General features: G+C 69.0%; 23 protein-coding genes. 4 read left to right on the top strand and 19 right to left on the bottom strand.

Annotated features, from left to right (window positions below; all coding sequences use genetic code 11):
- Positions 1-11: 11 nt before the first annotated feature.
- The 8 genes from CVM50_RS14585 to edd all read right to left on the bottom strand — a co-directional run bounded on the left by CVM50_RS14585 (position 12) and on the right by edd (position 11,743).
- A complete protein-coding gene (locus CVM50_RS14585; RefSeq protein ID WP_085888167.1) occupies positions 12-1,805 on the bottom strand; it encodes a nickel-dependent hydrogenase large subunit in 1,794 nt (597 codons plus the stop codon).
- A gap of 3 nt (positions 1,806-1,808) precedes the next feature.
- Positions 1,809-2,903, bottom strand: a complete 1,095-nt coding sequence (locus CVM50_RS14580; protein ID WP_085888166.1) for a hydrogenase small subunit — start codon at positions 2,901-2,903, stop codon at positions 1,809-1,811.
- A gap of 191 nt (positions 2,904-3,094) precedes the next feature.
- Entirely contained in the window at positions 3,095-5,395 is a 2,301-nt protein-coding gene (gene hypF / locus CVM50_RS14575; protein ID WP_085888164.1) for a carbamoyltransferase HypF, read from the bottom strand.
- Between the two features lie 16 nt (positions 5,396-5,411).
- A complete protein-coding gene (locus CVM50_RS14570; RefSeq protein ID WP_085888162.1) occupies positions 5,412-6,842 on the bottom strand; it encodes a nickel-dependent hydrogenase large subunit in 1,431 nt (476 codons plus the stop codon).
- On the bottom strand, positions 6,839-7,828 hold the full coding sequence (locus CVM50_RS14565) for an NADH-quinone oxidoreductase subunit B family protein (RefSeq protein ID WP_085888160.1): 990 nt from the start codon (positions 7,826-7,828) through the stop codon (positions 6,839-6,841). Before CVM50_RS14565 ends, CVM50_RS14570 begins: the two co-directional genes overlap by 4 nt.
- Positions 7,825-9,144 (bottom strand): sensor histidine kinase, encoded by a 1,320-nt coding sequence (locus CVM50_RS14560; protein ID WP_085888158.1) that lies wholly within the window; start codon positions 9,142-9,144, stop codon positions 7,825-7,827. The genes CVM50_RS14565 and CVM50_RS14560 overlap by 4 nt, the downstream gene beginning before the upstream one ends.
- A gap of 141 nt (positions 9,145-9,285) precedes the next feature.
- The gene (gene eda / locus CVM50_RS14555; protein WP_085888157.1) at positions 9,286-9,933 is read right to left on the bottom strand and encodes a bifunctional 4-hydroxy-2-oxoglutarate aldolase/2-dehydro-3-deoxy-phosphogluconate aldolase; all 648 of its coding nucleotides are present in this window, start codon (positions 9,931-9,933) and stop codon (positions 9,286-9,288) included.
- Between the two features lie 4 nt (positions 9,934-9,937).
- Positions 9,938-11,743 (bottom strand): phosphogluconate dehydratase, encoded by a 1,806-nt coding sequence (gene edd / locus CVM50_RS14550; RefSeq protein WP_085888155.1) that lies wholly within the window; start codon positions 11,741-11,743, stop codon positions 9,938-9,940.
- A 494-nt stretch (positions 11,744-12,237) separates the two neighbouring features.
- Between edd and CVM50_RS14545 the strand changes: the two genes are divergently transcribed.
- On the top strand, positions 12,238-13,452 hold the full coding sequence (locus tag CVM50_RS14545) for an RSP_2647 family RNA methyltransferase (RefSeq protein WP_085888153.1): 1,215 nt from the start codon (positions 12,238-12,240) through the stop codon (positions 13,450-13,452).
- Positions 13,449-13,997 (top strand): RSP_2648 family PIN domain-containing protein, encoded by a 549-nt coding sequence (locus tag CVM50_RS14540; RefSeq protein ID WP_085888151.1) that lies wholly within the window; start codon positions 13,449-13,451, stop codon positions 13,995-13,997. The genes CVM50_RS14545 and CVM50_RS14540 overlap by 4 nt, the downstream gene beginning before the upstream one ends.
- A 139-nt stretch (positions 13,998-14,136) precedes the next feature.
- On the opposite strand, the gene CVM50_RS14535 is transcribed toward CVM50_RS14540, so the two are convergent.
- The 10 genes from CVM50_RS14535 to CVM50_RS14495 all read right to left on the bottom strand — a co-directional run bounded on the left by CVM50_RS14535 (position 14,137) and on the right by CVM50_RS14495 (position 22,195).
- Positions 14,137-15,135 (bottom strand): LLM class flavin-dependent oxidoreductase, encoded by a 999-nt coding sequence (locus CVM50_RS14535; protein ID WP_085888150.1) that lies wholly within the window; start codon positions 15,133-15,135, stop codon positions 14,137-14,139.
- A gap of 33 nt (positions 15,136-15,168) precedes the next feature.
- Entirely contained in the window at positions 15,169-15,855 is a 687-nt protein-coding gene (locus tag CVM50_RS14530) for a M48 family metalloprotease (RefSeq protein WP_085888148.1), read from the bottom strand.
- Positions 15,856-15,906: 51 nt separating this feature from the next.
- Positions 15,907-16,566, bottom strand: a complete 660-nt coding sequence (locus CVM50_RS14525) for a DedA family protein (protein WP_085888146.1) — start codon at positions 16,564-16,566, stop codon at positions 15,907-15,909.
- A complete protein-coding gene (locus CVM50_RS14520) occupies positions 16,563-16,982 on the bottom strand; it encodes a hypothetical protein (RefSeq protein WP_085888144.1) in 420 nt (139 codons plus the stop codon). Before CVM50_RS14520 ends, CVM50_RS14525 begins: the two co-directional genes overlap by 4 nt.
- Before the next feature lie 173 nt (positions 16,983-17,155).
- A complete protein-coding gene (locus CVM50_RS14515) occupies positions 17,156-17,587 on the bottom strand; it encodes an OsmC family protein (protein ID WP_198431906.1) in 432 nt (143 codons plus the stop codon).
- 64 nt (positions 17,588-17,651) lie between these two features.
- Positions 17,652-18,836: a vWA domain-containing protein gene (locus tag CVM50_RS14510; RefSeq protein WP_085888142.1), complete on the bottom strand. Its 1,185-nt coding sequence runs from the start codon at positions 18,834-18,836 to the stop codon at positions 17,652-17,654.
- 51 nt (positions 18,837-18,887) lie between these two features.
- Positions 18,888-19,055, bottom strand: coding sequence for a hypothetical protein (locus CVM50_RS21740; protein WP_198431905.1), 168 nt, complete (start codon positions 19,053-19,055; stop codon positions 18,888-18,890).
- 77 nt (positions 19,056-19,132) lie between these two features.
- Positions 19,133-20,632, bottom strand: a complete 1,500-nt coding sequence (locus CVM50_RS14505) for a DUF2927 domain-containing protein (RefSeq protein WP_232618252.1) — start codon at positions 20,630-20,632, stop codon at positions 19,133-19,135.
- A complete protein-coding gene (locus CVM50_RS14500; protein ID WP_085888141.1) occupies positions 20,629-21,072 on the bottom strand; it encodes a GNAT family N-acetyltransferase in 444 nt (147 codons plus the stop codon). The genes CVM50_RS14505 and CVM50_RS14500 overlap by 4 nt, the downstream gene beginning before the upstream one ends.
- 274 nt (positions 21,073-21,346) lie before the next feature.
- Positions 21,347-22,195, bottom strand: a complete 849-nt coding sequence (locus tag CVM50_RS14495) for an AAA family ATPase (protein ID WP_085888139.1) — start codon at positions 22,193-22,195, stop codon at positions 21,347-21,349.
- Positions 22,196-22,701: 506 nt separating this feature from the next.
- On the opposite strand from CVM50_RS14495, the gene dksA reads away from it, so the two are divergent.
- Together dksA and CVM50_RS14485 are read left to right on the top strand one after the other, a co-directional pair.
- Positions 22,702-23,124 carry an RNA polymerase-binding protein DksA gene (gene dksA, locus CVM50_RS14490; RefSeq protein WP_085888137.1) on the top strand — a complete coding sequence of 141 codons (423 nt, stop codon included), beginning with the start codon at positions 22,702-22,704 and terminating at the stop codon, positions 23,122-23,124.
- Between the two features lie 295 nt (positions 23,125-23,419).
- Positions 23,420-24,676: an FAD-dependent monooxygenase gene (locus CVM50_RS14485; RefSeq protein WP_085888136.1), complete on the top strand. Its 1,257-nt coding sequence runs from the start codon at positions 23,420-23,422 to the stop codon at positions 24,674-24,676.
- Here the strand turns inward: CVM50_RS14485 and xth are convergent.
- The gene (xth, locus tag CVM50_RS14480; RefSeq protein WP_085888541.1) at positions 24,653-25,462 is read right to left on the bottom strand and encodes an exodeoxyribonuclease III; all 810 of its coding nucleotides are present in this window, start codon (positions 25,460-25,462) and stop codon (positions 24,653-24,655) included. The genes CVM50_RS14485 and xth overlap by 24 nt on opposite strands.
- Positions 25,463-25,483 lie beyond the last annotated feature (21 nt).

Here is a 25,483-nt window from a genome sequence, read left to right as displayed (position 1 = left end):
CTGTTCCTCCCTCAGCGAACCTTGACTTCGGTCAGTTCGTCGCCGTCGGGCGACATCACGTGGGTCGAGCAGGCCAGGCAGGGATCGAAGCTGTGCAGGGTGCGCAGGATCTCCACCGGTTCCTCGGGGCGCTCCATGGGCGTGTTCATCAGGCTGGCCTCGAAGGCACCGATGTTGCCCTGAACGTCGCGGGGGCTGCCGTTCCAGGTGGTGGGCACGACGCATTGGTAGTTCTCGATGCGTCCGTCCTTGATGCGGATCCAATGGCCGAGCGCGCCGCGCGGCGCCTCGGTCATGCCCACGCCCTTGGCCTCGGCGGGCCAGGTGGAGGGATCCCATTTCTCGATGTTGGCCGTCGTCTCGTCGCCGTTCTTGATGTTCTGCACCAGCTTGTCGAAGAAGTGGCGCTGCAGGCGGCCGCAGTATTCGGATTCCAGCGCCCGTGCGGCGGTACGCCCCAGGGTGGAGAAGATGGCGTCGAACGGCAGGTCCATGTCGCGCAGAAGCCCGTCGACCTGGTCCTTGATGTCCTCATGCCCCTGGGCATAGCCGATGATGTAGCGGGCCAGCGGGCCCACCTCCATCGCGTGGCCGCGCCAGCGGGGCGCCTTGATCCAGGAATACTTCGCCGCCTCGTCCAGCTCCTCGATATTGGTGCGGGTGCCCTTGGCATTGGGGCCCAGTTCGTACTGCGCCTCGGTCACCCCGTCCCAGGGGTGCAGGCCACGCCCCGGCTCGCCGTAGGTGTACCAGGAATGGTCAACGAATTCCTGCACCTGCTCGGGGTCGCGCGGATCGACGTCCAGCACCTCGTTCAGGTTGCCGTTGATGATCGCGCCGCGCGGCAGGTGCAGCTGTTCGGGCGAGAAATCGTTGGGGTTCTCGGGGATGTCGCCATAGGCCAGGCAGGCCTGCGAGGACAGCCCGCCGCCGTAGAGCCAGTTGCGGTAGAAGCCGCCGATGGCCTTCACGTCGGGAATGTAGACGTTGCGGTTGAACTCCTGCGTCTTGTCGATGATCGACGACACCAGGTTCAGCCGTTCCATGTTGATCGCGCCGACCGCGCCGGTGGAATGGACGTTGATCGGGCAGGGCACGCCACCCACCAGCCAGTTGGGGTGGGGGTTCTTGCCGCCGAAGATCGTGTGGATCTTCACGATCTCCTTCTGCAGGTCCAGCGCCTCCAGGTAGTGGGTCGTGGCCATCAGGTCCGCCTCGGGCGGCAGCTTGTAGGCCGGGTTGTCCCAGTAGCCGTTCTTGAACAGGCCCAGCTGGCCGCTTTCGACGAATTTCTTCAGCCGGTTCTGCACGTCGCGGAAATAGCCCGGGCTGGACAGCGGGTGGTTCGGCCCCACGGTCTGTTGCAACTCGGAGGTGGCGCGGGGATCGGCGCGCAGAGCGTTGATCGGGTTCACCCAGTCCAGCGCGTGCAGGTGGTAGAAGTGGACGATGTGGTCGTGGATCTCCAGCGCCAGCTGCATCATGTTGCGGATCGAGTTGGCATTGTCGGGGATCTGGATGCCCAGGGCATCCTCGACCGCCCGCACCGAGGTCAGCGCGTGGGTGCCGGTGCAGACGCCGCAGATCCGTTCGGTGAAGGCCCAGGCGTCGCGCGGATCGCGGCCCTTGAGGATCACCTCCAGCCCGCGCCACATGGTGCCGGTGGAGACGGCGTTGCGGATGACCCCCTCGTCATCCACGTTCACCTCGCAGCGCATGTGCCCCTCGATGCGGGTCACCGGGTCGACGACGATGCGGCGACCGGAATTGTCGAGCGAAAAGCCGTTGGGCGTGTCGAGAACCATGGCTTACACCTCCTCCTTGGACCGGGCGTCCTGTGTCTTGCGTTGGGCAGATTTCAGCGCCGAGACGGCGGCGTGCAGGGCGATGCCCCCGCCAACGACACCGGCAGCCGTCAGGCCTACCTTGTCGGCGTTCGCCTCCACCCCGAACTGGGTCAGGTCGGTGACGCGGTTGTAGAAACTGCCCTGGTCCCAGAACCCGTCCTCGGAACAGCCGATGCAGCCATGGCCCGACTGGATGGGGAAGCTGGTGCCCTCGTTCCAGCGCACGGTGGAACAGGCGTTGTAGGTGGTCGGGCCCTTGCAGCCCATCTTGTAGAGGCAGTAGCCCTTGCGCGCGTTCTCGTCGTCCCAGTGTTCGACGAACTGGCCGGCGTCGAAATGCGGACGGCGGTAGCATTTGTCGTGGATCCGCTGGCCGTAGAACATCGCCGGGCGCCCCTGGCGGTCCAGCTCCGGCAGGCGGTCGAAGGTCAGCATGTAGGTGATGACGCCGGTCATCACCTCGGCGATCGGCGGACAGCCCGGCACCTTGATGATCGGCTTGTCGGTGATGACCTTGTGCACCGGCGTGGCGCGCGTGGGGTTCGGTTTCGCCGCCTGGACGCAGCCGTAGCTGGCGCAGGCGCCCCAGCTGATGATCGCCTTGGCGTCCTTCGCGGCATGGCGCAGCTGCTCAACAAAGGGCTTGCCGCCGACGATGCAGAACATGCCGTCCTCGTCCAGTGGCGGGTTGCCCTCCACGGCCAGGATGTAGTTGCCCTTGTACTTCTGGATGGTGTCTTCCAGCGCCGCCTCGGCCTGGTGCCCGGCGGCGGCCATCAGCGTGTCGTCATAGTCGAGGCTAATCATCGACAGCACCACGTCCTTGGCCAGTGGATGCGCGCTGCGGATAAAGCTCTCCGAGCAGCAAGTGCATTCCAGCCCGTGCACCCAGATGACGGGCGTGCGCGGCTTCGTCTCCATCGCATGGGCGATCTTGGGCACGAAACTGGGGCCCAGTCCCAGGGCGGCTGCGGTCAGCGAGCAGTACTTCATGAAGCTGCGGCGGGTGATCCCCTGCCGGCGCATCACGTCGTAGAATGTCTCGATCTGTGTCACGTGGCGTCTCCTCCGGTCCTTTGGAACGGGCGGGGCACCGCCCGGAGTGGATCCGTTTTCGCGCGTATGCCGGCGTATGCGGAGGAGAAAGTGGAGCCCGGGGGATCACCTTTTTATCGAAATACTCTCAATGGATTAGCGGGATTTTCCGCGCTGCGGCGCCCGGTTTCTGCGGGAGCGGTGCTTCCGGGCTACCAGGTGATCCGGTCAGGGTCTTTCCAGTCGGCCCCGCGCCGGGCCAGGGCGATGACCGCCTGACCCAGGGCCAGGCCGCCGTCCCCCGCCGGCACATCGGCATGGTGCAGGACGGGCAGGTCGCAGAGCGCCTCGGTGATCATCTCCGACAACAGGGCGTTCTGGAAACAGCCCCCCGACAGGGCCACGGCGCGGGCCTCTCCGCGTGCCACCAGGGCGCGGGCCGGGCGGGCGAAGCTGTCCGCAATCCACAGGTGCACGCCTCGCGCCAGAGCCGCCCCGGAGGTGCCCCGGGCCAGCCCCTCGATCAGCCCGTGGAACAGTGGCGCGGGGTCCAGCGTGCCGGTCTCAACGCCCTCTGCCAGGTCCCATCGGGGCGTTTCGACATCGCGGGCGCGGCCCGCCAGGGCCTCCAGCCGCATCGCGGCCTCGCCTTCATAGCCCTGTGCGTCCGGACAGATCCCCAGGCAGGCGGCCGCTGCGTCGAAGAGGCGCCCGACAGAGGAGGAGAGCGGCGCGTTCATGCCGGAGCTGGCGGCCTGACGCAGCAGGGCGCGCGGCGCATCCGGGAACAGCCGGTCGGCCGCTGCGCCGAGGCCCGCCGCATCGAGGCGCATCACTGCGTTGCGCCAAGGCTCTGATTGCGCCCGGTCCCCACCGGGCAGCGGCGCCGGGGCCAGTGCAGCGGCACGACGTGCACCGGCGTAGCTGCCCAGAAGGATCTCGCCCCCCCAGACGGTGCCATCATCGCCCAGGCCCAGCCCGTCGAGGATAATACCGGCCACGGGCCCGTCCTCCGCCCCCCAGCCCGCCTCGGCCATGCAGGCGGCCATGTGGGCGTGGTGGTGCTGGACCCGGACCAGCGGCAGGCCGGCGGCCCGGGCCCGTTCGGCCCCATGTTGCGAGGCGCGGAAATCGGGGTGCCGGTCCACCGCCACCGCCTCCGGCGCGTGATCGAACAGGCCGGCATAGTCGCCATCGGCCTGCTGGTAGGCCTGCCAGGTCAGCGGCGCGTCCAACTCTCCCAGGTGGTGCGACAGCAGCGCGCGCCCGGATTTCACCAGGCAGATCGCCGATTTCATCTGACCGCCGCAGGCCAGCACCTGGCCATCGGGCAGCCCCGGCGGCAAGGGCAGGGTGCCGGGCACCGACCCACGCCCGCGCCGCAGCACCACGGGGCCGCGCGGACTCATCCGCTCCACCTGATCGTCGAGGCGGCGGGCGATGGCGCGGTCATGCTGCACGAAGGCCTCGGCGATCCCGCCCAGGGTGGCGCGGGCCTCGTCGTTGCCGATGGCCTGCGGCTCTCCCGAGAGGTTGCCGGAGGTCATGACCAGCGGGCGTGCCATGGCATCGGACAGCAGGTGGTGCAGCGGCGTGGCGGGCAGCATCCAGCCCAGCTCATCCAGCCCCGGCGCCAGGCTGTCGGGCAGGGGCTTTCCCGCGCGGGGCAGCAGCAGGATCGGGGCGGCGGGATCGGCCAGCCGGGTGGCGGCGGCGTCGGACACTGTCGCATGACGCCGGATCAACGCCAGCGGCGCCATCAGGGCCAGCGGTTTGGTCGGCCGGTGCTTGCGCGCGCGCAGACGCTCGATGGCCGCGGCGTTGGTGGCGTCGCAGCACAGGTGGTAGCCGCCCAGCCCCTTGATCGCCAGGATCTCACCCGCGCGCAGGCGCTCCGCGGCCAGGGCGATCGCCTCACCCGGCACCTCCGCCCCGTCGCGGGTGGCCAGCCAGGTGCGCGGGCCGCAGTCGGGGCAGGCCACGGGCTGGGCGTGAAAGCGGCGGTCCGCCGGATCCTCATACTCCGCCCGGCAGGCGGGGCAGAGCGCGAAGGGCGCCATGGTGGTCTGCGCCCGGTCGTAGGGCAGGCCGGTGACGATGGTGAACCGCGGCCCGCAATTGGTGCAGTTGGTGAAGGCATAACCGGCGCGGCGCCCCGTGCCGCGGATATCCGCCAGGCAGTCGGGGCAGGTGGCGGCGTCGGGTGTCACCCGGGTTTCTGCGCCCGGCCCGCCGGAGGCGCGTATCTCGAACCCCGGGCCGGGAGCGGAGCAATTGTCGAAGCGATGCGGCGTAACCTCGATCACCTCGATCCGCGCCAGCGGCGGGGCGTCGGCCCGAAGGGCGGCGGCGAAGTCACCGGCCCGGAGGCCGGCCACGGCGATCAGCACCCCTTGGGCATCGTTCAGGACCCAGCCGCGCAGGCCCATGCGTCGGGCCAGCTGCCAGCAATGGGGGCGAAAGCCGACCCCCTGCACCTGGCCGCGTACGCGAAGAAGATAGCCCAGCTCCATCGTTGTCCCCGGTCCGTCAGTGCACGGTGCAGACCATGCAGGGATCGAAGCTGCGCACGATGTGCTGCACCGACAGCGGCGTGTCCTCCTCGGCGCCCACGGGGGCACCGACCAGCGCGGCCTCGACCGGGCCCGGGGTGCCCGCGGCATCGCGGGGCGAAAAGTTCCAGGTGGTCGGCGCGATGATCTGGTAGGAGGCGATGCGCCCGCTCTCGACCCGGATCCAATGGCCCAGGGTGCCGCGCGCGGCTTCCAGCAGACCGGTGCCGCTGCCCTCGCGCAGGGTCGGGGCCGGATCCATGAAGCGCGCGTCGGGATCCAGATCGCGGGCCAGTTCCTCCAGCAGGATCTGGGTGCGTGCGATCTCCAGCAGGCGGCCGGCGATGCGGGCACGCACGCCGCCTTCCGCCGCCAGGGCGCGCGCCAGCGGATGACCGTCCACGATCTGCCGGGCCAGGGCGCCGACCTCCACCGTGCGGCCCCCGAGGCGCGGGGCCTTGCACCAGGAATAGGCCGTCTCGCGCATGTCCTCGTCGGGTTCTGTCCGCCCGGCCTCGGGGTGGGCCGTCTCGCCCAGCATCCAGGCATGGGACAGGTCCTCGGCGATCTGCGCCGGATCGAAGGGCGACAGCGCGCCGTCTTCCCAGACGCCGGCGGCCAGGGCGCGGCCCTCGGCCAGGGGATAGGCGCCGGCGGACAGGTAACGCCCGGGGCCACGGCCCGCTTGCGCCAGCCCCAGGTCTGCGGCGATGCGCAGGAAGAGGCCGGCATCGCCGCTGTCCCAGCTCTCCAGCGACGGGATATCCTGAAGCGCGGCGAAGGCCTCCGGCGCGCCGCCCAGAAGCACCTCTTCGAGGTAGCGGCGGTGGCCACGCAGGACCGACAGGATGCGGATGCGGTCGCGGGCATCGGGGGCGCGGGTGACGCCGCCGGGCTGGATGGCCAGCGTATGCGGCCACTTGCCGCCCAGAAGCCCCGCGATATGGAAAAGCTGTGCGCGCGCCTCGGCGGCGCGGCGCACGGCGCTGCCCTGCTGGGCGGTGAACCGCTCCACCGCCGCTGCGTGCCAGGCCCGTCCGGCATAGGCGGGGCGGGCGAAGTCGGGCATGAAGAACAGGTTGAAGTGGGTCACGTGGTCGGCCAGGTTTTCCACCGCATGCAGGATCGCGGCGGCGCGGGCGCCCTGGGGCGGCATCTGCACGCCCCCCGCATCGGCCAGCGCAAAGGCCGCCGCCGCCGACTGGCTGACCGAACAGATGCCGCAGATCCGCGGCGTGATCGTCAGCGCGTCGCGCGGGTCCTTGCCCTGCAGCATCATCTCGAACCCGCGAAACAGCGGCGAATTGGCCCGGGCCGCCGCCACATGGCCGTCACGGATGTCCAGCTGGATCTCCAGGTCGCCCTCGACCCGGTTGAAGGGGCCGACCAGCAGTTGTCTTTCGCTCACTTGCGCGTGTCTCCTCCCGGCGGGATGCGGATGCGATCCGAATGGGCGTTGGTGTCGATCCGCCGGGGCGTGGCCGCCTTGGACAGCGAGGCCAGGGCCATAAACCAGGCCTTGGGCATGTCCGAGGGCAGGCCGACGGGGATCCCGGCGATGGTCGGCGTTTCGGTGAAGGGGTGGCGCGGTTCCTCGAACTCGGGCGCGGTGCAGTTGATGCAGGGATAGTTGCCCCGGGTGCAGGAGCCGGAGCCATTCCAGGGCCGGATGTTGCAATCGCCATGCGCCTGGGTTCCGACGCAGCCCAGGTGCTCCATCATGCAGCCGATCTCGGACAGTTCGCGGGCGCTGGCCTTGTATTCGTAGAACTCGTTCTTGGTGCAGCCGTGGTGCACCAAGTGATCGGCGAAGAAGCGGGGGCGGCCAAGCGGGTCGAGGTCCTCCGCGCCCAGCCGGTCGTCGGCCAGCAGCAGCAGGGTTTCGGTGATCCAGTCGGGGTGCGTGGGACAGCCCGCGATATTGATGACCGGCCGGCCCGACCGGGCGCGGAAATCGCCGGGCAAGGCACCGCCCGGCAGCTTGCCGTCATAGGCCAGCCCGATGGCGCCCGCCGGGTTGCCTCCCGCAGAGGTGATACCGCCGAAGGCCGCGCAGCTGCCCACGGCCACCACGTCCTGCGCCAGCGGCGCCAGGGCGCCCACCCAGTCCAGCATCGGGCGCCCGGTGCCCGCCAGCATGTGATAGCGCCCGGTGCCGCGCGGGCCGGTGACGACGGATCCCTCGATGCAGAGCACATCGAGCGGGATCTCTCCGGCTTCGACAGCGGCGAGGATGCGGCGCACCTCTCCCCCGGTCTCGACCGACAGCGAGGGGTGCCAGAGCGTCTCGATCCCCGCGTCGGAGAGCAGTTCGAAAACATTGGGACCTTCGGCGCAGAGAAGCGACATGGTGCAGCCGCCGCAGCCGGCCGATTGCAGCCAAAGCATGTTCATTCGCAGGTCTCCCCGGGGGTGATCGGCAGGGTCAGGCAGAAGGCGGCGCCGTGCTCCGACGGCAGCAGGGCCAGGCGGCCACCGTGTTCCTCGGCGATCTTGTGGCTGATCGACAGGCCCAGACCGGTGCCCTGGCCGACGGGCTTGGTGGTGAAGAAGGGGTCGAAGATCGCCGCGTGGTGTTCGGGGGCGATACCGGGGCCGTTGTCGGTCACCGTCAGCCGGGCGCAGCCGTCGTGGCGGGAGATGTCGATCACGACCTCCGGGGCCTCGGCGCCGCGCAGGGCGTCCATGGCGTTCTGCACCAGGTTCATCACGATCTGCTGGACATGGCCGGCGGTGCCGGTGACCTCCAGCGTGTTCAGCCCGGTGATCCTGGCGGTGATGCCCGATTTCGACCCGCGTTCGACCCAGTGGGCGGCGACGCGCGCGGTGTCCACCAGGTCGAAGGGGGCGCCGGCGTCGCGACCGTCGGCCGAAAGCCGGCGCAGGTCCGCCACGATGTCGCGCACCCGTTCGGCGCCGTCGCGGGCGCCGTGGATCGCGTCACGCAGGTTCTTCAGGTTCCGGTCCAGCTTCAGCTCGGCGCGCAGGCGCACCAGCTCCTCGCGTTCGGCGCCGGCCTGCACCCGGTCGAAATAGGCCTCGAACCGGCCCAGGTATTTCTCCAGCGCATGGGCATTGGCGTAGACGAAACTGATGGGATTGTTCAATTCATGGGCCACGCCCGCCAACAGGCGGCCGAGGGAGGCCAGCTTCTCGTTGCGCACCAGCTGGGCCTGGGCCTCCTGCAGGCGGCGGTGGGATTGTTCCAGCTCGGAATAGGCCTGGCGCAGCTCGCCCAGGGGGCGGCCGACCAGCACCGCGCCCATGACGCGGCCCCGTTCGTTCACCCGGGCCGACAGGCCGATCTCGAAGGGGGCAGGGCCTTCGGCGGTCACGATCTCCGCCTCGAACTGGGCGGGAGCATGCGACAGGCGCAGGCCGCGCAGGGCGCCCGACAGCATTTCCGCCCCGGCAGGCGTCATCAGCCCGGCTACCGGGCGACCGTGATAGCTGTCGGCTGGCGCACCCGTGGTTTCGGCGAGAGAGGCCGAGACCTCTTCGATCGTGCCATCACGATCCAGCACGACCATCACCTCGGTCACCGAGTCGAGCACCGAGCCGATGAAACGCCGCAGGTCCTGAAGCTCTTCGTTCTGCCGTTCCAGCTGTTCCTGGTGGGCCACCAGTTCCGCATAGGACCGGTCGACCGCCTCCAGCACGCTGGCCCAGGCGTCGTCGGTGAATGCGTTCTGAGGCAGGTCGAGTTTCATGCCGTCCCCGGTGGTCTTGCGCCAGTCTAGGCGAGCAGGGCACGGAAAGAAATGGCGGCGTTGACCACCGTGTGCAAACGCCGGGGACCAGGCGCATGCGGGCCGCGCGCCGCTGGCGCGCAGGCCCCTTGCTACGGGCGCTCAGCGCGGCAGGCTTGCCGCCTCGCGCGCCAGTTCCTCGATCGCCTTCCAGTCGCCGGCTTCGACCAGCTTTTGCGGGGCCACCCAGGAGCCGCCGACGCAGAGGATGTTCTTCAGCGACAGGTAGTCCCGCGCGTTGCCGGGCGAGACGCCGCCCGTGGGGCAGAAGGACACGCCCGGGATCGGTGCGCCGATGGCCTTGATGGCCGCCGCGCCGCCGGCGATCTCGGCGGGGAAGAACTTCTGCACCGAATAGCCGCGCTCCAGCAGGGCCATCACCTCCGACGCGGTGGCCGCACCCGGCAGCATCGGCAGCTCGGCCTGCTCGGCTGCGGTCAGCACCTTGTCGGTGGAGCCGGGGGAGACGCCGAACTTGGCGCCTGCGGCGATCACCTGGGTCACATGCTCGGGCGTCAGGATGGATCCCGCGCCCACGACGCCGCCCTCGACCTTGGCCATCTCGGCGATGACCTCCAGCGCCACGGGGGTGCGCAGGGTCACTTCCAGGGCGGGCAGGCCGCCGGCGACCAGCGCCTCGGCCAGGGGGCGGGCATGGGCCACGTCATGCACGACCAGCACGGGGACCACGGGGGCCAGTTCACAGATCTTGCGGGCCTCGGCAGAGGCGGATTCAGGGGTCATGGACATCTCCTCAGACCACGTTGGAGGCGCCATCGCGGGCAGGCGAGGCGTTCTGGCGGAAGGTTTCGAACAGTTCGCGGCCGATACCGAAGCTGTTGGCCGAAAGGTCGGGGGTGACCGGTGTGCGGCTTTCCAGATCGGCGTCGACCGTGATGGTGCCGTTCACGGCATCCAGCGTTACCACGTCGCCGTCCTGCAGCCGCGCGATCCAGCCACCGTCGGCGGCCTCGGGCGACAGGTGGATGGCGGCGGGCACCTTGCCGCTGGCACCCGACATGCGGCCATCGGTCAGCAGGGCGACCTTCAGGCCCCGGTCCTGCAGCACGGCCAGGGTCGGCGTCAGCGAGTGCAGTTCCGGCATCCCGTTGGCCTTCGGCCCCTGGAAACGCACCACCACGATGGTATCGGAAGTGAACTCACCGCGCTTGAACGCCGCCTTCACGTCGTTCTGATCGTGGAAGATGCGCACAGGCGCGGTGATGACATGGCGTTCGGGGGCCACGGCAGAGACCTTCATGATCGCCGAACCCAGCGGACCGGACAGCGATTTCAGCCCGCCCGATTTCTGGAACGGGTCGGAGGCGGGGCGGACGATCTTGTCGTTCTCGGATTTCCGCGCGCCCTCGGAATAGGTCAGGCGGCCATCGGCGCCGATCTGCGGCTCGCGGGTGTAAAGCTCCAGCCCGTCGCCCGCCACGGTCTTGGTGTCGTCGTGCAGCAGACCGTCGTTCAGCAACTGGTCGATCAGGTAACCCAGGCCGCCCGCGGCGTGGAAGTGGTTCACGTCCGCGAGCCCGTTCGGGTAGACCTTGGCCAGCAGCGGCGTGACCGCCGAGATCGCGTCGAAATCCTCCGGGGCCAGGATGATGCCCGCGGCGCGGGCCATGGCGGGCATGTGCAGCACCAGGTTGGTCGAGCCACCCGTGGCCATCAGACCCACGATGCCGTTGACGAAGGCCTTCTCGTCCAGCACCTCGCCCGCGGGGCGGTAGTCATTGCCGAGCGCGGTGATCTCCAGCGCGCGTTCGGTGCCCGCCACGGTCAGCGCGTCGCGCAGCGGCGTATTCGGGTTCACGAAGCTGGCGCCGGGCAGGTGCAGGCCCATGAACTCCATCAGCATCTGGTTGGAGTTCGCGGTGCCGTAGAAGGTGCATGTGCCCGGGGAGTGGTAGGAGGCCATTTCCGCCTCCATCAGCTTGTCACGGCCCACTTCGCCCGCGGCAAACTGCTGGCGCACCTTGGCCTTTTCGTCGTTGGGCAGGCCGGAGGGCATCGGGCCGGCGGGCAGGAAGATTGCCGGGATATGGCCGAAGGTCGCTGCGGCCATCACCAGCCCCGGCACGATCTTGTCGCAGACACCGAGGTAGAGCGCCGCGTCGAAGCAGTTGTGCGACAGCCCGATGCCAGCAGCCATGGCGATCACGTCGCGGGAAAACAGCGACAGCTCCATCCCCGGCTGGCCCTGGGTCACGCCATCGCACATGGCGGGCACGCCACCCGCCACCTGGGCCGTGGCGCCCTTGGCCCGGGCCGAGGCGCGGATCAGTTCGGGGAATTTCTCGAAGGGTTGATGCGCCGACAGCATGTCGTTGTAGGCGCTGATGATGCCGATGTTGGCGGCCCGTCCCCCGGCCAGCGCGTCCTGGTCGGTCGGCACGCCAGCATAGGCATGGGCCTGGTTCCCGCAGGTCAGGTGAGCCCGGACGGGGCCTGCCTCTGCCGCGCGACCAACCCGGTCGAGGTAGCCCTCGCGCCGGTCTCGGGAGCGTTCGATGATCCGGTCGGTCACATCGGCGATGGTCTGGTTGAGGGACATGGCTGGGGTCTCCGCTTTGGCGTCGTCCGGGGCGCCGGCCTGGGGAGGGGCCGGGGCCGATGAGTCGGCAGGAACTCTGTCGCGGCCAGTTTAGCGCTAACAGCGCGGGATTCCACCCCGGTCGCTCAGGGCGCGGCAGTTTGGGCCGATGCGCGCGGATCCGGGGGTTCTACGCACCTGTACACAACTTCATTCCTATGCCGCCAGCCTGCCGCATTTCGGCCCCGTTTCCCATGCAAAAGCGTCTGTGCGAAAAGCAGGGCCCTGCGAGGGGCCGCGAGGGAGAGAGTTTCAGGCCATTCAGGGTGCGGACAAAGGTGCGAGCGACGCATCGGCCCCCCCCCGATCCGCCGCCGGGCCGCGAGAGCGCCGCCCGCTGTCCCGCAACGGAATTCACGCGACCGGGCCGGAGAGGCCCCGTGCCGCGCGTCCAGAGGCGACATTCTGTCGTTCCCGACTTCCCCAGACACGGGGAAGACTATAGGAGGGTGGCCATGCAGCCATCCTCCTCTTTTTTCCCGACGATCCGCCTGAAACCGAAATCCGACCCCCGGAAGATCCGGCACGGGTTTCCCTGGGTCTATGCCAACGAACTGGTCACCGACCGGCGCACCAAGGCGCTGACACCCGGCGCCGTGGCCCTGCTGGAGGATGCTGACCGGGCGCCCCTGGCGCTGGTGGCGGTGAACCCCGAAAGCCGGATCTTCGCCCGGGTTCTGGGCCGACCAGATGCCGAGATGCCCGTGGGCGGGCCGGACCGCGCCTGGTTCGCGGCGCGTCTGCAACGGGCGCTGGACCTGCGCGAGCGGCTGTTTGACGCGCCCTTCTACCGGTTGATCCACGCCGAGGCCGACGGGCTGCCCGGTGTCATCATCGACCGTTTCGGCGACACGGCGGTGGTTCAGCCCAATGCCGCCTGGGCCGATGCCCGGCTGGAGGCGCTGACCGAGGCGCTGGTGGCGGTCACCGGGGTGACCAACGTGCTGAAAAGCGCCTCGGGCCGCGCGCGCGGGCTGGAAGGGCTGGATGATGTCTCCGCCACCCTGGCGGGCACCGCGCCCGACGCGCCGGTGCCGGTGCAGATGAACGGCGCCACCTACATGGCCGATGTGACCGGCGGGCAGAAAACCGGGCTGTTCTACGACCAGCGCCCGAACCACGCCTTCGCCGCGCGGCTGTCGCAGGGCGCGAAGGTGCTGGACGTCTTCAGCCACGTCGGCGGCTTCGGCCTGGCCTGCCTGGCCGGCGGGGCCGACAGCGCGGTGGCCGTCGACGGATCGGCCCCCGCCCTGGCGCTGGCCGAGCAGGGGGCCGAGGCCATGGGCGCCGGCGCCCGCTTCGAGACCCGCAAGGGCGATGCCTTCGCCCAGCTGGAAGCGCTGGCTGCCGAGGGCGCGCGCTTTGACGTGGTGATCTGCGACCCGCCGGCCTTCGCGCCGTCGAAACAGGCGCTGGAGGCGGGGCTGCGGGCCTATGAACGTGTTGCGCGCCTGGCCGCGCCGCTGGTGACCGAGGGTGGCTTCCTCGGGCTTTGCTCCTGCTCGCACGCCGCCGACTTGTCGAAATTCCGCGCCGCCTCGATCCGGGGCATCGGCCGCGCGGGCCGTGACGCGGCGCTGATCCATACCGGCCAGGCCGGGCCGGACCACCCGATGCACCCGCAGCTGGCCGAAAGCGGCTACCTCAAGGCGCTGTTCTTCCGGCTATGAAGGCGGTCCTGGACGCCTGCGTGCTCTACCCGACGGTGATGCGCGAAATGCTCCTCGCCGCCGCGCGCGCCGGGCTCTACCAGCCCGTCTGGTCGGAGAGGCTGCTGGAAGAATGGGCCCTGACGGGCCGGAAGTTCGGCGCCGAGGTGGAGGCCCAGGCCCGGGGCGAGATCGCCTTGGCCCAGGCGGCCTTCCCGCAGGCCTGCCAGAAAACGCGAGCGGGGATCGAAGAGCGGCTCTGGCTGCCCGACCCGGGCGACCTGCACGTCCTGGCGCTGGCCGTGTCCAGTTCCGCCGATGCCATCGTGACGGCCAATGCCAAGGACTTCCCGCGCCACATCCTGGCCGAGGAGGGCGTCAGCCGCGCCGACCCGGACGCGCTGCTTCAAGGGTTCTGCGACAGCGCGCCGGAGGCGATGTGCGCCCTCGGCGCCGAAGTGCTGGCCACCGCCCGGCGCTTGTCGGGCGAGGACTGGACGATGCGTAGGCTGATGCGCAAGGCGCGACTGCCGCGCACGGGCAAGGCGCTGGAACGATTGCTCTAGGGGGATCCTCCTGCGGAGGATGCCTCCGGCGGGAGTATTTTGAGCTTTCGGATGAGGAAAGAGCCAGCGCCCCTGATTATCCGACAGCCCTAAATACTCTGGGGGAGCCGAAGGCGGGGGCAAGGCCCCCTCTGCCCGCTCAGCTTGCCTCGGCGCCGAGGGCTTTCAGCTGCTCCGCCGCGATCTCGTAGCTGCGGATGCGGGCCACGGGGTCGTGGATCTGCGCGGCGGCGATGATCTCGTCGGGCTGGTAGGCCTCGATGAAATCGGCCAGCTGGCGGCGCACCATTTCGGGCGTGCCCACGGCGGTGACGCGGAAGGCGCGTTCGACCTGCGCCAGAAGCGCGGGCGCCACGTGATCCTCGATACGGTCCACCGGGCGCGACAGCTTGCCGGGATTGCCGGTGCGCAGCTTGGCGAAGGTCTGCTGCATCGAGGTCTTCAGCCGGATCGCCTCTGCCTCTGTCTCCGCGGCGAAGACGTTCATCGCCAGCATGAAATAGGGCTTGTCGAGCCATTCGGAGGGCTGGAAATGCGCGCGGTAGATCTCCGCCGCCTGGTCCAGCGCGTCAGGCGCGAAATGCGAGGCGAAGGCGTAGGGCAGGCCCGCCTGGGCGGCCAGCTGCGCGCCGTAGAGCGAAGAGCCCAGGATCCAGACCGGCACCTTGGTCCCCTCGCCGGGAATGGCATGCAGAGTCTGGCCCTCGGCCGGATCGCCCAGGTAGGCCAGCAGCTCGCCCACGTCGCGGGGGAAGTGATCCTCGCCCGACATGTGGCGGCGCAGGGCGCGCGCGGTGGCCATATCCGTCCCCGGCGCCCGGCCCAGGCCGAGGTCGATACGGTCGCCGTGGATCGTGGCCAGCGTGCCGAACTGTTCGGCGACCGTCAGCGGTGAGTGGTTGGGCAGCATGATGCCGCCCGCGCCCACGCGGATGCGTTTGGTCTGGCCGGCGATATGGCCGATCATCACGGCGGTCGCCGAGGAGGCGATGCCGGGCATGTTGTGATGCTCGGCCAACCAGTGACGGTGATAGCCCAGCTCTTCGGCGCGCTGTGCCAGCGTCACGGAATTGCGGATCGCCTGGGCGGCGTCGCTGCCTTCGGGGATCGGGGCAAGATCGAGGAGGGAGTATTTCATGGTCGTCCTTTCTGGGCGCCTCGGGGAGGAGGGTCAGGCGCCGGTCCAGCGCGCGTCGAGGGCCTGGATGGCCGCGACGCGGTCGGGGGTCTTGGGGTGGCTCATCAGCCAGGCGGGGCGTCCTGCGCCCGCCGCGCCGGTGAGATGTTCCAGCTTTTCCAGCAGCGCCACCTGGGGAGCCGTGCCGATGCCCGCCTTGGTCAGCAGGGCGGCGGCATAGGCGTCGGCCTCGTATTCGTCGCTGCGCGACAGCCGTGCGGCCAGCAGGGACATGGCGGTATTGGCGATCAGGGGCCCGAGGCCCGGAATGAACCGGCCCAGCACCTGGGCCAGGCCGATGCGCAGGGCGTTCTGTCCGGAGAAGTCGATCATCCGGCGCCGGGAATGGCCCAGGGCCACATGGCCCAACTCATGGGCGATGACCGAGGTCAGTTCCTCGGCCGTCACGCGCCCCGCGCGGTAGGCTTCCAGGAAGCCGCGGGTCAGGAAGATCCGCCCGTCAGGCGCCGCCAGGCCGTTGATCGCCGGGATGTCATAGAGATGCACCTTGATCCGTGGCAGGTCGAGGGCCCGGGCCAGCTGTTCCATCTGCCGTTTCAGCCCCGGTTCGGCCAATTCGGCCGACCGCTGGTCCAGCTGCGCCTTCAGCCGCCAGGCGGAGAAGCGCCAGGTGACAAAGCCGTAGAGCAGGGCCAGCAGGATCGGGGTGAGTTTCAGCATGTCACCGATATGTATGCAGCCTGGCGGCGGGACAAGAGCGGGGCGCGCGCATCATTGTGGCCCGCTGCGCGGCAGCGCGCCGCTGTCTTCGGGCGGGCTGTCGGACTGCGCCGCCCGCAGCCGGGCACGGCGCAGGCTGCGCCGCATCCACAGAGCCATGCCGGCCATCAGTACCAGCCCCGCGAGAATGCCCGTCACGTCCGAGGCGATCTCTCCCAACGTAGCGATCGAGGCGGCGAAACTGTAGCCCAGCCCGACGTAGGCGCTGACCCAGACGCCCTCTCCGGTGACGCTGCCCAGGGTGAAGGCGCCGCGCCGCATCCGCGCGGCCCCGGCGGCGAAGTTCACGTAAGGGCCAAGCGGCGAGACCAGCCAGCGTGACAGGAAGACCGCCGCCACCCCGCGCTGGTCGAGGAAATGCTGCGCCCGCGCCAAGGCCAGCGCGGTCTTGCGCCGCCCCGTCAGCCGGGTCGACAGACGCCCGTAGGCCGCCTGCGCCAGTTGATAGCCGGCCTGGTCGCCCACCACGGCGCCGATGTAGGCCGCCAGGATGACCCCCGTCAGGTCAAGATCCCCGGAGGCGGCAAAGCCGCCCGCCGACAGCATCATCAGCGACGACGGGATGGGCAGCGCCAGGCAGGACAGGAATGTCCCGATCCCCAGAAGCGGCAGGCCCCAGTCGACCAGTGCGGCAAGCAGCCAATCGGTCATGGCTCACCGGGTCGCGCCGGTGCGGCCGGGGCGGGCTCAGTTGGGGCGGGGGCCGTTGGGGCGGGGGCCGTTGAGATAGGGGTCTGGGCATCCAGCCAGCCTTCCAGCCGCGCCAGCAGCGCGGCCTCGTCCTCGCCTTGCGCGCGGGCAATCTCCGCCAGGGTCGGCGGCTTGCCCTCGGGCCGTTCCGTCAGGCCAAGCTGGGCCGCCACCTCTTCCACGGGCAGGTTCCAGGAATGGGCGACATAGCCCGGGGTCATCCAGCCCTCGGGCACGAGACGCCGGTGGTCGGGATCGGACCAGTAGAAGGTGAAAAGCGCCAGCCGCAGGAGGAAGACGAGCGTCAGGGCCAGCCCGGCCAGGAAGCCGAGACAGGCAAGCGGGTGGCGCCGCCAGAGCTGGACGAGAAGAGACATGCGCGATCCTCCGGCCCGCAGCTAAGCCGATCCGGGCGCGGAGGTCGAGAGGGGGATGGGGCCAGCGCGATCACGGCGCGGCGAGGGCGCAGCCTGTCGGCGTGCCGCAGAACGACAAAGGGGCGCGACCGTGCCGCGCCCCTTCGGGATGGTCTGCTTTGAGGGTCGATGCCTCAGACCAGTTCGGCGTCCAGAGTGATGTCGGCGGCGGCCAGCAGGCGCGAGACGGGGCAGTTTTCCTTGGCGGTCTTCGCAGCCTCGAAGAAGGCTTCCTCGTCGACGCCGGGGATCTTCGCCTTCAGGTGCAGGTCGACACCGGTGATGGTGAAGCCGTCGCCGTCCTTTTCCATCTTCACTGTGGCCTCGGTCGACAGCTCGTCGGCGACGACACCGGCCTGTTCCTGCAGGATCTTCGACAGGGCCATGGTGAAGCAGCCCGCGTGGGCCGCGCCGATCAGCTCTTCGGGGTTCGTGCCGGGGGCGTCCTCGAACCGGGTGTTGAAGCCGTAGGGCTGGTCCGACAGCGCCCCGGACTGGGTCGAGATGTGGCCCTGGCCATCCTTGATGGTGCCGGTCCAATGGGCGGATGCGGTCTTGCGGATCATGGGGAACCTCCTTCGGGGTTTGGGTCTTGGGGACCCAACGTGCGCCCCGGCCTGGGGTTCCGTCCTAGCGCACCAGTTCGCGCATCCCGCGGTCCAGCCCTTCCAGGGTCATCGGCACCATGCGATCCTCGAAGATCTCGCGGATCATGGCGATGGAATGGGTGTAGTCCCAGTATTTCTGCGGCACCGGGTTGATCCACAGGTGATCCGGCCAGGCCTCGCGAGCGCGTTGCAGCCAGACCTGGCCTGCCTCGGGGTTCCAGTGCTCGTTCGCGCCGCCGGGATAGGCGATCTCGTAAGGCGACATGGAGGCGTCGCCGACGAAGATGCATTTGTAGTCGGAGCCATAGGTGCGCAGCACCTCTTGGGTGGGGGTTTGTTCGCTCCAGCGCCGGGCGTTGTCGCGCCACACCCCTTCGTAGAGGCAGTTGTGGAAGTAGTAGTGTTCGAGGTGCTTGAACTCGGCCCGGGCGGCGGAGAAAAGCTCTTCGACCACCTTGATGTGATCGTCCATCGACCCGCCCACGTCGAGGAACAGCAGAACCTTGACGGCATTGCGCCGCTCGGGGCGGGTCTTCACGTCGAGGTAGCCGTGTTCGGCGGTGGCGCGGATCGTGCCGTCGAGGTCCAGTTCCTCATGCGCGCCGTCGCGGGCCCATTTGCGCAGCCGTTTCAGCGCGACCTTGATGTTGCGCGTGCCCAGCTCCTGCGTGTCATCGAAATCGCGGAACTCGCGTTTGTCCCAGACCTTCACCGCGCGGCGGTGGCGGCTATCCTTCTGGCCGATGCGCACGCCTTCGGGGTTGTAGCCGTCGGCGCCGAAAGGCGAGGTGCCGCCCGTGCCGATCCACTTGTTGCCGCCCTGGTGGCGGTCCTTCTGCTCCTCCAGGCGCTGCTTCAGCGTCTCCATCAGCTTCTCGAAGCCGCCCAGGGCCTCGATCTGCGCCTTCTCCTCTTCGGAAAGGTGCTTTTCGGCCATGGACCGCAGCCACTCTTCGGGGATGTCCACGGCCTCCATCACTTGATCGAAGGTGATCTCCTCCAGCCCGGAAAAGGCGGCGGCGAAGGCCTGGTCGAAGCGGTCGATGTTGCGTTCGTCCTTCACCATGGCGGCGCGGGCGAGATAGTAGAACCCTTCGGGATCATAGGTGACCAGGCCGGCCTTCAGGGCCTCCAGGAAGGTCAGGTATTCGCGCAGCGACACCGGCACCGCGTGCTGCCGCAGGGCGTCGAAGAAGGGAATGAACATCTGGTCTCCTCCCGGATGTGTCCCCGCGGGGCGGCCCGGTGGTGACCGGGATCAGATCAGGCTGCGGTGGACGAAGAGCGTGATGAAAAGCCCGATCAGCGCGAAGAGGATGGCATGGGTGGCGCCGTATTGGAACATGTCCTTGCCGTTGCCGCCGCGACGTTTGGCGCGCAGAGCGCCGAAGATGGCGCCGATGATCAGACCTGCGATGACGAACATTGTTTCCCCTCCCGGCCGGACAGGCCCCCTTGGCGTCTTCCGGACATGCACGCCGGCGCCGGGGCGCCGGGCCGGGGTCACCCGCCGCGCGGGGCCAGGGCGGCCACGTCGCGCAGCCGGGCCTCGACGGCCGCGTCCGGGCCGAAGCCGTAGCGCGCCCAGCCCAGAGAGTCCAGCCGGCTGGCACGGGCCGCGGCGGTCTGGCCGGCCAGGTCCTGGGCCTCGGCGCGCAGCATCTTGATATTGGCCAGAAGTACTGCGTTCTGGTAGCGCTCGGCGATCGCATCCTGCCCCTTCAGCAGCGCCAGGGCGCGTGCGCTGTCTCCGCGCGAGATCGCATGGGCGGCCAGCTGAACGGCGGTGTGCGCGGCGTGGATGCGGGTTTCGGGGTGCTGGCCGAAGAGGCTGTGAGCGCGCGACAGCGCGGCCTCGGCCCGCTTCGGGTCGCGGACCTGCAGCAGCCGGCCCAGCACGTAGTTGGCAAAAGCGGTGCGATGGTCGTTCCAACCCTTACTCTCTGCGATCACCACGGCGCGTTCGGCGCCGCGCAGCCGGCTGGCCGGTGATCCGTCGGGGCCAAGCGCCTGCGACAGGGCGCGAATCCACTCCACCGGTGTCTCGGCCATCACCCGCGGCGGCACGAAGCCCCCGTCGGGGTTCACCCGGGCCAGCACGCCGGGCAGCCGGGCCGCCACGGCCTTGCGCGTCATGCCCGAATGCAGTTCCGGCGCATAGGTGATCCGCAGGATCATCATGTCGTAGCCGGTCAGAACCGACTGGATGTTGTCGTCGTTGAAGGTACTGCCGGCCAGCCGGTAAAGATCGTTGAGAGGGCCCAGCGACTGCGCCAGCTCCTCGTGCAGGCAGTCGCGCATTTCCTGCGGCGCGGCATCGGAGGGCACGAAGATGGCGATCTGGTCACGCTCCTTCAGGCGGGTCCAGTCGGTGCGGGCGCTGCGCCGGGCGCTGCGGTATTCCGACAGCCGTGAAATGCCGGGCACCACGAAGCAGGCGGCGGCGGGCAGTTCGCGGCGGATGCGGTCCCCAGGCACCGCGTTGATGGTGATGTTGCCGGTCTGGCCCATGGGCAGGCGGGCGATGTCGATCCCCGCCTCGCGGCGCAGCCGGCCGATCACGTTGTCCAGCTCGCGCGCCATGCCGGGGGGCACATTGCCGGTCAGACCGACGCGGATCGGCCCCTCGAACCGGGTGAAGACGGGCATCTCGCGGCCCGATTCCAGGCGAAAGCTGAGGTCGATGAAATCGCGCGCAAGGTCGGCATTGGCGATGCGCGGGCGGGCCATGGGACCCGCGCCGTAAAAGACCTTCATCGGGGGCAGCGCGGTCACTTTGCTGGTGTCGGCGCGGCTGGCCGCCGAGGCCCGGGTGATCGGTGCTTGGGTGGTCGGGGTCTGGTTGGTCGGGGTCTGGTTAGTCGGGGGCGCGGCTTTCGGGATGCCGGTCGAGGGGCTGGCCGTGGGCGTGGGCGCCATGCAGCCTGAGGTGGCGACCATCAGCGGCAGAAGCATCGCGGCGACCGCAATCCGGCGGGTGAGCAGGCGGGCGGTGGTCGTCATGTCAGCTCCATCCGGTACTTGATGAAATCGGTCTTCCCCGCCAGCCGGTCGTAAAGGCGTTGCGCGGTGACATTGTCCTGCTGCGTCATCCAGTAGAGCCCCGAGGCGCCGGCCTCGCGGGCGCGGTCGCGCACAGCCTCGATCAGCGCCCGGCCCAGGCCGGTGCCGCGGGCGTCCGGGTCGGCATAGAGATCCTGAAGATAGCAGACATCCGCCTCGGCCCAGTTGTGGGGATGGAACAGGTAGTGGACCAGGCCCATGGGCCGCCCGTCGACCAGGGCCAGCAGGCCGTGCTGCGCCCGCGCGGGATCCAGCAGCCGCGAGAAGGTAAGGTCGTAGATCTCGGCCGGCAGCTCTGTCTTGTAGAAGGTGAGGTAGCCCTGCCAGAGCTCGGCCCAGCGGTGACGGTCCTGGGCGGCGACGGGGCGAATCTCGATCATCTTGGTTCCTTCGGTCGTTCCGAAGGCAAGGCTAGGACAAGAGATGGCTATCGGCCAAGCCCGTGTTTGTGGGTAGGGCGCAAGTTGTGGCCCGAGGCCGGGTCACGGGGGTTGCGTGCCTGCGCACAAGGCAGGGTTTTCGTCGCTTGTAATGTGCGGAAGAACGCAGATCTCGCCCCGGTTGCGCCTCGGTGTGACAGATTGCGCTCTGCGGGAGTCGGAGCCCGACAGACGGGGCAGGGCGCGCCGCGACGCCTTGCCCCGTGGAACGCGTTCAGCGGCGCTGGCCGCGGGCCATGAAGGCCAGACGCTCGAACAGGTGTACGTCCTGTTCGTTCTTCAAAAGCGCGCCGTGCAGTTTCGGCAGGGCGCTGGCACCGTCACGCTTCAGATCCTCGGCAGTCAGGTCCTCGGCCAGCAGCAGCTTCAGCCAGTCCAGCACCTCGGAGGTCGAGGGCTTCTTCTTCAGCCCCTGCATTTCGCGCAGCTCGAAGAACTGGGTCAGGGCGGCGGTCAGCAGGTCGCCCTTGATGCCCGGGTGATGCACCTCGACGATCTTCTTCATCGTCTCCATGTCCGGGAAGCGGATGTAATGGAAGAAGCAGCGGCGCAGGAAGGCGTCGGGCAGCTCTTTTTCGTTGTTGGAGGTGATGATGACGATGGGCCGGTTCTCGGCGCGGATCGTCTCGCCGGTCTCGTAGACGTGGAACTCCATCCGGTCGAGTTCCTGCAGCAGGTCATTGGGGAACTCGATATCGGCCTTGTCGACTTCGTCGATCAGCAGCACCACGCGTTCCGGCGCGGTGAAGGCCTGCCAAAGCTTGCCCTGGCGGATGTAATTCTTCACGTCATGGACGCGTTCCTCGCCCAGCTGGCTGTCGCGCAGGCGGCTGACGGCGTCGTATTCGTAAAGGCCCTGCTGCGCCTTGGTCGTGGACTTGATGTTCCATTCGATCATTGGTGCGCCCAGGCTCTGCGCCACCTGGCGGGCCAGTTCGGTCTTGCCGGTGCCCGGCTCACCCTTCACCAGCAGCGGACGCTGCAGGGTGATGGCAGCGTTGACCGCCACAGTCAGATCCTCGGTTGCGACGTAGTCCGCGGTGCCTTCGAAACGCGCGTTCATGCGGGCCTCCTCCTGCCGTTATGCCCTGTTGGGGTAAAAGGCGCGCGGCGGCTTGGCAAGCCGCGGGGGCGCGCCAGGTAGGGCAAAGGGGCCGTGGCGCCCGGAAACATCGCGTCACGGAGCCCTACGTATGAGGGCTGTCACCGTGAAAGCTGTTGTTAAGCACGTAATTTGAGCAAATTCGCAGTGCCGCAGCGAAATCGCCTGCGCGTGAGGCGCCCGGATTTGTGCCCGACTGATCTCGCCGCCTGCAGACAGCCCAGTGCAGTGGGCCGGGCCATTGGTCGCAAACTGACTGAAATCGCGCAGTTTTCACCGACGCGAGAGGGGCCGTGCTCCGGCGCCGGGAGCGGGCGGGCCATGCCCGGCAGATGCGCAATCGCGTCTGCGCGGCGGGATTATTTCGTGACAAGGCGGACCGGAGGCGTTAAGGCCCTGCGCAGGGGATCCTGCCGCCCGCGACGGCTGTCTTGATCGCGGGCCAAGGACGAGTTCGGGAGCCGCTGATGAAAGCAGAAACTTTCCTAGAAGACGATTATCGTCCCGCTGAGGACGAGCCGTTCATGAATGAGCGGCAGACGGAGTATTTTCGTCGCAAGCTGCTGGCCTGGAAGGAGGAAATCCTTTCCGACAGCCGCGATACCATTGAAGGCATGAAGGACAGCACGCGCAATATCCCCGATATTGCCGACCGCGCCAGCGAAGAGACCGACCGCGCATTGGAACTGCGCACCCGGGATCGCCAGCGCAAGCTGGTGGCCAAGATCGACGCGGCGCTGCGCCGCATCGACGAGGGGGAATATGGCTACTGTGAGGTGACCGGCGAGCCGATCAGCCTCAAACGTCTGGACGCCCGGCCGATTGCCACCATGAGCCTGGAAGCCCAGGAGCGTCACGAGCGCCGCGAGAAGGTGCACCGCGACGACTGATCGTGGGACCCCGGGGCGGGGCCACGCGGCGCAGGGCGCCGTGGACCCGGCCGGAACCAAGCCAGATAATTTCTTTTCAACGCCGGGGATTTCCCCGGCGTTGTTGCTTGCATCACCCCCCTATACAGGGCCATATCGCTGCGCCCGAGCTGCCGGGACAGGCGATTCCGCCCTGTCCCTTCCGCCATCGGGCCTGATGACCAAAACGGGCCACCCGGCCAGACCGGTGGCCCCATGCCGCCCCGGCCCGCGCGCCTGACGCGCCATGACGGGGGCCGCGAGCAGGAGAGTTCCCTTGCCGCTGACGGGCCAGAAAATCGCGATCATCGGGGCCGGGATCGGTGGGTTGGCCGCCGCGCGGGCGCTTGCGCTGCGCGGGGCAGAGGTCACTGTGCTGGAGCAGGCGGAGTGCATCCGTGAGGTGGGCGCGGGTCTTCAGATCAGCCCCAATGGCGCGGCGGTGCTGCGCGGCCTGGGCCTGCGGCCGGAGCTGTTCGGCATGGCCAGCGACGCGGTGCGCCTGGTCGATCACCACGGACGCACGGCGCTGCGCATGGATCTGGGCGGGCTGCCAGATCGCAACGGCTATTTCTTCTGTCACCGCGCCGATCTGATCGCCGCGCTCGCCCATGGGGCGCGCAAGGCGGGCGCCCGCGTCCGCCTGCTGCAACGGGTCGAGGACGTGGTAACGGGCGAGGCACCCGAAATCCATATCGCCAACCGGGCCCGCATGCGCCCGGCGCTGGTGGTCGGCGCCGACGGGCTGCATTCGCGCCTGCGCGCGGCGATTCTGGGCGACAGTCGGGCCAGCTTCACCGGCCAGGTCTGCTGGCGCGCCGTGGTGCCCGCCGCCCCTAACGACCCGAAGGGAGCCGAGGCGCGCGTCTACATGGGGCCGGGGCGTCACCTGGTTAGCTATCCGCTGCGCGGCGGGGCGCTGCGCAACATTGTTGCGGTCGAGGAACGCCGCGAATGGGCCCCCGACAGCTGGAGCCACGAGGACAATCCTGACAACCTGTGCCGCGCCTTCGCCGGCTTCTGCCCCGAGGTGCAATCGCTTCTGGAACGGGTCAGCCGGGTCAACCTCTGGGGCCTGCACCGCCACGAGGTTGCGCCGAAATGGTACGACGGGCGCACCGCGCTTCTGGGGGACGCCGCCCATCCGACGCTGCCCTTCCTGGCGCAGGGTGCGAACCTGGCGCTGGAAGATGCCTGGGTCCTGTCGGAGACATTGGCCGAGGCGCTGGACGGGGCCGCAGGACCAGAGGCGGCGCAGGCGGCGATCGGCCCGGCGCTGGAACGCTACCAGCAGGCGCGCCGAGACCGGGCGCGCCGCGCGATCCAGACCGCGAACCGCAATGCCTGGAAATATCACCTGCGCTTCCCGCCGCTGCGCGTGGCGGCCCATGCCGCGCTGCGCCTTGGCGGAAAGGTGGCGCCAGGCGCGATCCTGCATCAGTTCGATTGGCTCTACGGCCACGACGTCACCGGCGGCCAGCGCCTGGCCGCCGATCTGGACTGCCCGGTGTCAGAGGGCGATCTCTGCCCATAGGGGCACGTGGTCCGACGGCTTCTGTCGGCCGCGGATCTCGGCGTCGATGCCGCAATCGGTGACCAGATCCGCGCATTGCGGGGTCATCAGCATGTGGTCGATGCGGATCCCGTCGTTCTTCTGCCAGGCGCCGGCCTGGTAATCCCAGAAAGTGTAGTGGCCCGGGGCAGGGTGCCGGGTGCGGAAGATCTCGGTGAAGCCGAGGTTCTGGATGCGGCGGAAGGCGGCGCGGCTTTCGGGGCGGAACAGCGCGTCCTCGCGCCATTTCTCCGGCTTGGCGGCGTCCTCCGCCTGCGGGATGATGTTGTAATCTCCCAGCATCACCGCCGGTTCCTCCGCCGCCATCAGCTCCTCCGCGCGGGCGCGCAGGCGTTCCATCCAGGCCAGCTTGTAGGCATATTTGCCGCCCTCCACGGGCAGGCCGCTTTCCGTCAGCTCGACCGGGTTGCCGTTCGGCAGGTAGAGGCCGCAGATCCGCAGCGCATCCTGCTCGCCCACCACCGTCGCCTCGATCCAGCGCGCCTGTTCGTCACCCTCGTCGCCGGGCAACCCGCGCGTCACGTCTTCCAGCGGCAGCTTGGACAGGATGGCGACTCCGTTGAAGCTCTTCTGGCCGTGGGTTTCGACCTGGTAGCCGCGCTCCTCGAACAGCTCGCGGGGGAAACCCTCGTCCACCGACTTGATCTCCTGCAGGACGGCGACATCGGGCTGCGCCTCGTCCAGCCAATCCATCAGCGCCTGTGCCCGCGCCTTGATGCCGTTGATGTTGAACGTGGCCAGTTTCATGTCGGGCAACCCTTTTCTCTT

The sequence above is a fragment of the Pseudooceanicola marinus genome (assembly GCF_002786295.1).
GTDB classification, from domain to species: Bacteria; Pseudomonadota; Alphaproteobacteria; order Rhodobacterales; family Rhodobacteraceae; genus Pseudooceanicola; species Pseudooceanicola marinus.
Note: the sequence above shows the minus strand (reverse complement) of the source record. Positions and strands in the feature narration are given on the sequence as shown.

Bases quoted from the DNA above. Each gene is read 5' to 3' on its own strand.
- CVM50_RS14540 (WP_085888151.1), top strand. From the start codon at position 13,449: ATGAAGGCGGTCCTGGACGCCTGCGTGCTCTACCCGACGGTGATGCGC.
- CVM50_RS14530 (WP_085888148.1), bottom strand. From the start codon at position 15,855: ATGCTGAAACTCACCCCGATCCTGCTGGCCCTGCTCTACGGCTTTGTC.
- dksA (WP_085888137.1), top strand. From the start codon at position 22,702: ATGAAAGCAGAAACTTTCCTAGAAGACGATTATCGTCCCGCTGAGGAC.
- CVM50_RS14545 (WP_085888153.1), top strand. From the start codon at position 12,238: ATGCAGCCATCCTCCTCTTTTTTCCCGACGATCCGCCTGAAACCGAAA.
- CVM50_RS14505 (WP_232618252.1), bottom strand. From the start codon at position 20,632: ATGACGACCACCGCCCGCCTGCTCACCCGCCGGATTGCGGTCGCCGCG.
- CVM50_RS14560 (WP_085888158.1), bottom strand. From the start codon at position 9,144: ATGAAACTCGACCTGCCTCAGAACGCATTCACCGACGACGCCTGGGCC.
- CVM50_RS14500 (WP_085888141.1), bottom strand. From the start codon at position 21,072: ATGATCGAGATTCGCCCCGTCGCCGCCCAGGACCGTCACCGCTGGGCC.
- CVM50_RS14565 (WP_085888160.1), bottom strand. From the start codon at position 7,828: ATGAACATGCTTTGGCTGCAATCGGCCGGCTGCGGCGGCTGCACCATG.
- eda (WP_085888157.1), bottom strand. From the start codon at position 9,933: ATGTCCATGACCCCTGAATCCGCCTCTGCCGAGGCCCGCAAGATCTGT.
- CVM50_RS21740 (WP_198431905.1), bottom strand. From the start codon at position 19,055: ATGTTCGTCATCGCAGGTCTGATCATCGGCGCCATCTTCGGCGCTCTG.
- CVM50_RS14510 (WP_085888142.1), bottom strand. From the start codon at position 18,836: ATGTTCATTCCCTTCTTCGACGCCCTGCGGCAGCACGCGGTGCCGGTG.
- CVM50_RS14585 (WP_085888167.1), bottom strand. From the start codon at position 1,805: ATGGTTCTCGACACGCCCAACGGCTTTTCGCTCGACAATTCCGGTCGC.
- hypF (WP_085888164.1), bottom strand. From the start codon at position 5,395: ATGGAGCTGGGCTATCTTCTTCGCGTACGCGGCCAGGTGCAGGGGGTC.
- CVM50_RS14525 (WP_085888146.1), bottom strand. From the start codon at position 16,566: ATGACCGATTGGCTGCTTGCCGCACTGGTCGACTGGGGCCTGCCGCTT.
- CVM50_RS14535 (WP_085888150.1), bottom strand. From the start codon at position 15,135: ATGAAATACTCCCTCCTCGATCTTGCCCCGATCCCCGAAGGCAGCGAC.
- CVM50_RS14520 (WP_085888144.1), bottom strand. From the start codon at position 16,982: ATGTCTCTTCTCGTCCAGCTCTGGCGGCGCCACCCGCTTGCCTGTCTC.
- CVM50_RS14495 (WP_085888139.1), bottom strand. From the start codon at position 22,195: ATGAACGCGCGTTTCGAAGGCACCGCGGACTACGTCGCAACCGAGGAT.
- CVM50_RS14515 (WP_198431906.1), bottom strand. From the start codon at position 17,587: ATGATCCGCAAGACCGCATCCGCCCATTGGACCGGCACCATCAAGGAT.
- xth (WP_085888541.1), bottom strand. From the start codon at position 25,462: ATGAAACTGGCCACGTTCAACATCAACGGCATCAAGGCGCGGGCACAG.
- edd (WP_085888155.1), bottom strand. From the start codon at position 11,743: ATGTCCCTCAACCAGACCATCGCCGATGTGACCGACCGGATCATCGAA.